Source organism: Paratractidigestivibacter sp., assembly GCF_052362415.1.
In the GTDB taxonomy this organism is placed as follows: domain Bacteria; phylum Actinomycetota; class Coriobacteriia; order Coriobacteriales; family Atopobiaceae; genus Paratractidigestivibacter.
In genome coordinates this window covers 3,266-5,482 of record NZ_DAWEMK010000064.1, presented here as the reverse complement: position 1 = coordinate 5,482, position 2,217 = coordinate 3,266, and the positions used below count along the sequence as shown (strand labels likewise).

Annotated in this window: 2 protein-coding genes; both read left to right on the top strand. The window is 66.5% G+C overall.

All coding sequences use genetic code 11. The annotated features are described in order from the left end of the window. Positions 1 to 71 precede the first annotated feature (71 nt). On the top strand, positions 72 to 749 hold the full coding sequence (locus tag ACT84W_RS07165) for a regulatory protein RecX (RefSeq protein WP_444328710.1): 678 nt from the start codon (positions 72 to 74) through the stop codon (positions 747 to 749). A 249-nt stretch (positions 750 to 998) separates the two neighbouring features. Next, a partial coding sequence (gene rny / locus ACT84W_RS07160) for a ribonuclease Y (protein WP_444328709.1) occupies positions 999 to 2,217 on the top strand: 1,219 nt, incomplete at its 3' end.

Genomic DNA, 2,217 nt, shown 5'->3' with positions numbered 1-2,217 from the left:
CGCGTCGGCGAGCCCGTGCCGGGCGTCGATCTCGACCTCGACGGCTCCACTCACCTCACGAGCGGCGAGTAATGCCCGCATTCGAGTCCGAAGGCTGCGTCAGCTGGGACGTCGTCCTGCCCGACCGCGACGCCCCGCGCTTCGGCTGGCGCCCGCTCAAGGCGAAGGTCATGCTGGAGACCTGTGACGGCGAGGAGACCTGGTCTGTTCCTGTGGCAGTGGGACGCAAGCTCGCCTCCCTCAGGAAGTCCCGGGGAGGCGAGCTCGGCTCTCGCGCAGAGCTCGCCTACGAGGTGCGCAAGGCCTCTAAGGCGGCGGGCAGGCGCCGGCTGGAGTCTCTCCTCAACAAACGAGACTATTCCTCCGCCGAGCTTAAAGAAAAGCTCGCCTCCGACGGCTACTCGATCGAGACCACCGATGCGCTCATCGCCGCCGCCGTCTCCGGCGGGGCCGTGAACGACGCGCGCTTCGCCGACGTCTTCATCCGCTCGAAGATCTACGCCGGGTGGGGGAGGCAGAAGATCGAGCGTGAGCTCTCGCGCAAGGGCGTCGAGGCGGAGTCAATCCCCGGTTGGCCCGAGGAGTACTTCGAGGAGGGCTCCGAGCTCGAGCGCGCCCGCGAGCTCGCCTCCAGGCGCCGCCCGACCGGGAAGAACGACTTCCAGAAGACCGTGAGGTACCTCTGCAACAAGGGCTTCTCGATGAATATCGCAATCGATGCCGCGAAGTCCGCGCTCGACCAGTCGTAGCCGCCGCGCTACCTTTCGCCTTACGTTTGTTTGACAATTATGGTCGGCTGGTCATAGGATAGGAGAGCCGTTAAAGGGCATTCTTCTGCCGGCGTGGCCGGCTGACCATATTCTGTATCTACGGTTTGCTTCTACAGGGACATAGCGCAGACGAGGGACGACGATTGCACCTCTGATGGCGGAGCTTCGGGATTCGTGCCCGGGCTTCTTTATTTCGTTGAATAGATTTTTGCTATCTGAGGAGCACGTATGGAAATCGTCATTGGCATTATTTGCCTTGTGGTGGGCGCCGCGGTCGCGTATGCGGTCCTTGCCGGTCAGTCCAATTCCAAGGTCAAGACCGCCCAGGCCCAGGTCGAGAACGCCCAGGCCGAGGCCGACCGCATCCGCACCGAGGCCTCCCGTCAGGCCGAGAACGCAAAGAAGGAGGCCGTCCTCGAGGCCAAGGAGCAGGTCCTGGCCATCAAGCAGGCCTCCGAGGCGGAGGAGAAGAAGCGCAAGGGCGAGCTCCAGAACATGGAGAGTCGCATCATGCAGCGCGAGGAGTCCCTCGATCGCCGCAACGACGTCCTCGACCGTCGCGACCACCAGCTCTCCAGCCTCCAGGGCCAGCTCGACAAGCGCAAGGTCGACCTCGACGCCCTCGAGGCCAAGCGCATCTCCGAGCTCGAGCGCATCGCCGGCCTCTCCAGCGACGAAGCCCACACCGAGCTCCTCGACCGCGTACGCGCCGAGTCCGTCCGCGAGGAGGCCCAGATTCTGCGCGAGAGCGAGCAGAACGTCCGCGCCCAGGCCGACAAGACCGCCCGCGAGATCATCTCGACCGCCATTCAGCGCTGCGCCGCCGACCAGGCCGGCGAGATCACGGTGACCTCCGTCCACATCCCCTCCGACGACCTCAAGGGCCGCATCATCGGCCGCGAGGGGCGCAACATCCGCACGTTCGAGCAGGTCTCGGGCGTCTCGCTCGTCATCGACGACACCCCCGAGACCGTGACGCTGTCGAGCTTCGACCCCGTTCGCCGCGAGACCGCCCGCGTCGCGCTCGAGAACCTCATCGCCGACGGCCGCATCCACCCCGCCCGCATCGAGGAGCTCTACAAGAAGGCCGAGGCCCTCGTCAACGAGCGCGTCCGCGAGGCCGGCGAGCAGGCCGCCTTCGACGCCGGCATCCACGACCTGCACCCCGAGCTCGTGAAGACCCTGGGCGCGCTGCGCTACCGCACCTCCTTCGGCCAGAACGTCCTCACGCACTCCATCCAGGTCTCCGCGCTCTGCGGCATCATGGCCTCCGAGCTCGGCCTCGACGAGGCCCCGGCCAAGCGCGCCGGCCTTCTGCACGACCTCGGCAAAGCGATCGACCACGAGGTCGAGGGCCCGCACGCCGTCATCGGCGCCGACCTCGCCCGTCGCTACGGCGAGCGCCCGGAGATCGTCCACGCCATCGAGGCGCACCATGCCGACGTCG

What these genes read in the sequence shown, in the direction of transcription:
- ACT84W_RS07165 (WP_444328710.1), top strand. Translation starts at nt 72, where the DNA reads ATGCCCGCATTCGAGTCCGAAGGCTGCGTCAGCTGGGACGTCGTCCTG.